Origin of the sequence: Candidatus Allofournierella excrementigallinarum (genome assembly GCF_944388085.1) — a bacterium.
Lineage (GTDB): Bacteria > Bacillota > Clostridia > Oscillospirales > Ruminococcaceae > Allofournierella_A > Allofournierella_A excrementigallinarum.
This window is the reverse complement of the sequence record NZ_CALXHK010000089.1, coordinates 1-4,170: the sequence shown is the minus strand read 5'-3', so window position 1 is coordinate 4,170 and position 4,170 is coordinate 1. Positions and strand designations below refer to the sequence as shown.

Annotated in this window: 5 protein-coding genes and 1 tRNA gene; all 6 read left to right on the top strand. The window is 65.1% G+C overall.

The window, feature by feature from the left end; all coding sequences use genetic code 11:
* A partial coding sequence (locus ACH2AT_RS10780; RefSeq protein WP_394965962.1) for a peptide chain release factor-like protein occupies nucleotides 1-378 on the top strand: 378 nt, incomplete at its 5' end.
* Nucleotides 375-1,394 carry an L-threonylcarbamoyladenylate synthase gene (locus ACH2AT_RS10775; protein ID WP_394965960.1) on the top strand — a complete coding sequence of 340 codons (1,020 nt, stop codon included), beginning with the start codon at nucleotides 375-377 and terminating at the stop codon, nucleotides 1,392-1,394. The genes ACH2AT_RS10780 and ACH2AT_RS10775, both read left to right, overlap by 4 nt.
* Nucleotides 1,391-1,990 carry a dephospho-CoA kinase gene (coaE, locus tag ACH2AT_RS10770; RefSeq protein WP_394965958.1) on the top strand — a complete coding sequence of 200 codons (600 nt, stop codon included), beginning with the start codon at nucleotides 1,391-1,393 and terminating at the stop codon, nucleotides 1,988-1,990. Before ACH2AT_RS10775 ends, coaE begins: the two co-directional genes overlap by 4 nt.
* Nucleotides 1,991-2,569: a lytic transglycosylase domain-containing protein gene (locus ACH2AT_RS10765; protein ID WP_394965956.1), complete on the top strand. Its 579-nt coding sequence runs from the start codon at nucleotides 1,991-1,993 to the stop codon at nucleotides 2,567-2,569. It begins immediately after the preceding gene.
* Nucleotides 2,570-2,587: 18 nt separating this feature from the next.
* A complete protein-coding gene (locus ACH2AT_RS10760; protein WP_394965954.1) occupies nucleotides 2,588-3,994 on the top strand; it encodes an aminopeptidase in 1,407 nt (468 codons plus the stop codon).
* Nucleotides 3,995-4,091: 97 nt separating this feature from the next.
* Nucleotides 4,092-4,167 (top strand) — tRNA-Ala (locus tag ACH2AT_RS10755).
* Nucleotides 4,168-4,170: the final 3 nt, after the last annotated feature.

Below are 4,170 nucleotides of genomic sequence, written 5' to 3'. Positions count from 1 at the left end.
AAGACCTCCAGCGCCATCCGGGTGACCCACCTGCCCACCGGCATGGTGGTGGAATGCCAGGACGAGCGCAGCCAGTATAAAAACAAGGACAAGGCCCTCAAGGTGCTGCGCAGCCGCCTTCTGGCCCAAAAGCAGCAGGCCCAGAAGGACGCCATCGCCGCCGACCGGCGCAGCCAGGTGGGCACAGGCGAGCGCTCCGAGCGCATCCGCACCTACAATTTCCCTCAGGGGCGGGTCACCGACCACCGCATCGGCCTCACCCTTTATAGACTTGACAGTGTGATGGACGGCGCGCTGGATGAGCTGCTGAACGCGCTCATCACCGCCGACCAGACCCGGCGGCTGCAGGCCGCCCAGGAAAAGGAACAAACACCATGAAAACGATTCTGGCAAAGGCCGACGAGGCCTCGGTGAAAAAAGCCGCCGGCCTGCTGCAAGCGGGCGAGATCGTGGCCATCCCCACCGAGACCGTCTACGGCATCGCCGCCAGCGCCTTCAACGGCGCGGCGGTCAAAAAGATCTTCGAGGCCAAGGGCCGCCCTCAGGACAACCCCCTCATCGTCCACATCGACCGGCTGGAGATGCTGGAGGGGCTTGTGTCCGGCGTGCCCCAGGGAGCCAGGGCGCTGGCCGAGGCCTTCTGGCCCGGCCCCCTCACCATCATCATGCCCCGGGGCCCAAAAGTGGCGGACGAAGTCTGCGCCGGGCTGGACACCGTGGCCATCCGCATGCCCAGCCACCCGGTGGCCCGGGCCGTCATTGCCGCCAGCGGCCTGCCTCTGGCGGCCCCTTCCGCCAACCGCTCCGGCGGGCCCAGCCCCACCATCGCGGCGGATGTGATGGCCGACATGGACGGCCGCCTGCCCCTCATCCTGGATGGCGGCGCCTGCGGCGTGGGGGTAGAGTCCACCGTTATCACCCTGGCGGGGGAGCAGCCCATGCTTTTGCGCCCCGGCTTTGTCACCAAGGAGCAGCTGGAAGGGGTGCTGGGCTGCGAAGTGCTTTTGGCGGGCGCGGTGCTCCACAAGCTGAAGGAAGGGGAGGCCGCCCGCAGCCCCGGCATGAAGTACAAGCACTACGCCCCCAAGGCCCATGTGACCATCCTGCGGGGGGATTTCGCCGCCTACTGCAAATATGTGCGCGGCCATGCCGGCCCGGGCGTCTGGGCCCTCTGCTTTGACGGCGAGGGCGAGCAGCTGCCGGTGCCCTTCATCAGCTACGGCGCAAAAGAGGACGACGCGGCCCAGGCCCGGGAGCTGTTCAGCGCCCTGCGCCGCCTGGACGAAAAGGGCGCCGAGACGGTCTACGCCCGCTGCCCCCATGTGGGCGGCGTGGGCCTTGCGGTCTACAACCGGCTGGTGCGGGCGGCTGCCTTCGAGGTGGTGGAGCTGTGAAGATCATCGGCATCACCGGCCGCTCGGGCAGCGGCAAAAGCGCAGTGTCCGCCCTCTACCGTCAGTTGGGCTGCACCGTGGCGGACGCCGACCAGGTGGCCCGGCAGGTGCTGGAACCCGGTTCTCCCTGCCTTGCAAAGCTGGCGGAGGCCTTCGGTGATGATTTGCTTACCCCCCAGGGCACGGTAAACCGGCAGCTGCTGGCGGACCGGGCCTTCCGGGACGAAGCGGGCACCCAAAAGCTGGTGAGCATCACCCACCCGGAGATCGTCGCCCGCCTGCTGGCCGCCGCCGGCGAGGCGAAAGGCAGGGGAGAGGCGCTCTTCTTTGTGGACGGCGCGGTCATCGTGGGCGCGCCCTTTGAAAAACACTGCGACGCCATCTGGCTGGTGAGCGCGCCCTACGAACAGAGCGTGGCGCGCATCCGCAAGCGGGACGGCCTCACCCGGCGGCAGGCGCGGGCGCGCCTTGCGGCCCAGCTGCCGGTGCGCACGCTGCGCAAAGCCGCGGCGCGGGAGATACGCAACGACAAGGACCTGGAACATCTTCACCGCCAGGCTTTGGCGGCATTGGAACAGGAGAAAGGCGGTGCATGAGTGGCAAAAAAGCTCGGAAAACGAATTTTATGGCTCGTGGTGCCCGCGGTGGTGGCCGTGCTGGCCGTGAGAGGGCTGCAGGAGGGCCTGCACAGGCTGGACCTGGCGCGCTATCCCCGGAAATATACCGAATACGTGGAGAAGGAAGCCGTGGCGAACGGCGTGGACCCTCTCCTTATCTATGCGGTGATACGCACCGAGAGCGGCTTTGACCCCGGCGCAGAATCCAGCGTGGGGGCCCGGGGCCTGATGCAGATCACCGAGGTCACCTTCGACTGGATCAAATCGAAGATCGCCCCCGGCGAGGACCTCACCTTCGACGACCTCTACGACCCGGCGGTGAACATCCGCTTCGGCGTCTATTATATTTCCGCATGCCTTGAGCGGTACCACGGCGACGTGTCCACCGCGGCGGCGGCCTACCACAGCGGGTGGGGCACGGTGGACGGCCTGCTGGAAAGCAGCGATTACTCCGCCGACGGCGAAGCGCTCCACACCTTCCCTTATCAGCAAATGGGCCTGTACGTCACCAAGATCAACCGGGCCTATGAACGTTATCAGGCCCTTTACGGGGCCTGAAGAAAGCGAGGATCAGTTATGAGCAAAGAAATGACCGAAGGCCAGAAGCTGGCCGAACAGCTGCTGTACACCCGGCCCCACGCGGCCGAGGCCAGCGAGGAGCTGAACAAGGCGGCGGACGAATTCTGCGAGGGCTACAAGGCCTTCCTGGACAACGGCAAGACCGAGCGGGACGTGACCGCCTACACCGTGAAGCTGCTGGAGGAGAACGGCTACGTTCCCTTCGTGCCCGGCACCAATTATGCCCCCGGCGCAAAAGTGTATCTGAACAACCGGGGCAAAAGCGTCATCGCCGCCACCATGGGCCAGAAGCCCCTGAGCGAGGGCGTACATATGAACATCGCCCACACCGACGCTCCCCGTCTGGACCTGAAGCCCAACCCTCTGTATGAGAACAGCGAGCTGGCCCTGCTCAAGACCCACTACTACGGCGGCATCCGCAAGTATCAGTGGGTGGCCATGCCTCTGGCGCTGCACGGCGTCGTCTACAAGGCGGACGGCGCTCAGGTGAGCGTCTGCATCGGCGAGGATGAGGGCGACCCCGTATTCTGCATCACCGACCTGCTGCCCCATCTGGGCGCGGAGCAGAACGAGCGCAAGCTCGGCGAGGGGGTGAAGGGCGAGGAGCTGAACATCGTGGTGGGCAGCCTGCCTTACGCCGACAAAGAGGTCAAGGACCGGATCAAGCTGCTGGCCCTCAAGCTGCTGAACGACACGTACGGCATCACCGAGCGGGACTTCATCACTGCCGAGCTGGAGGCCGTGCCCGCCTTCAAGGCGAAGGACGTGGGCCTTGACCGCGGGCTCATCGGCGCCTACGGCCACGACGACCGGGTGGACGCTTACCCCGCCCTCATTGCCGAGATCGAGACCAAGCTCCCCGTTTACACCACCGTCTGCGTGCTCACCGACAAGGAAGAGATCGGCTCCGAGGGCGTCACCGGCCTGAACAGCATGTATGTGTTCCACTTTGTGCAGCAGTTGTGCAAGGCCCAGGGCGCGGATGACATCCTCTGCTTCCAGAATTCCAAGTGCCTGTCCGCGGACGTGACCGCCGCCTTCGACCCCACCTTCCCCTCCGCCTTTGAAGCCCAGAACAGCACCTTCGTGGGCAAGGGCGTGGCCATCTCCAAATACACCGGCTCCCGCGGCAAGGGCGGCGCCAACGACGCCTCCGCCGAGCTGGTGAGCTACTTCACCCGCATCTTCGACGCCGCCGGCGCCGTGTGGCAGATCGGCGAGCTGGGCAAGGTGGACCAGGGCGGCGGCGGCACCGTCGCCAAGTATGTGGCTTCCCACAACATCGACACCATGGACGTGGGCGTGCCTGTGCTGAGCATGCATTCGCCCTTCGAGCTGGTGGCCAAAATCGACGTCTACATGGCCTACAAGGCATTCAAGGCCTTCAACGACAGCGCCGAGTAAGCCGCAAAAAAATCCTCTGATTTCCCCAAAAAAGAGGGTTGACATTCCCCGCAGGGTTTGCTATAATAGCAAAGCAGTCGCGAGACGGCAGGCCCGTGGGGGTGTAGCTCACTTGGGAGAGCGCTTGAATGGCATTCAAGAGGTAAGGGGTTCGATCCCCCTCATCTCCACCACAA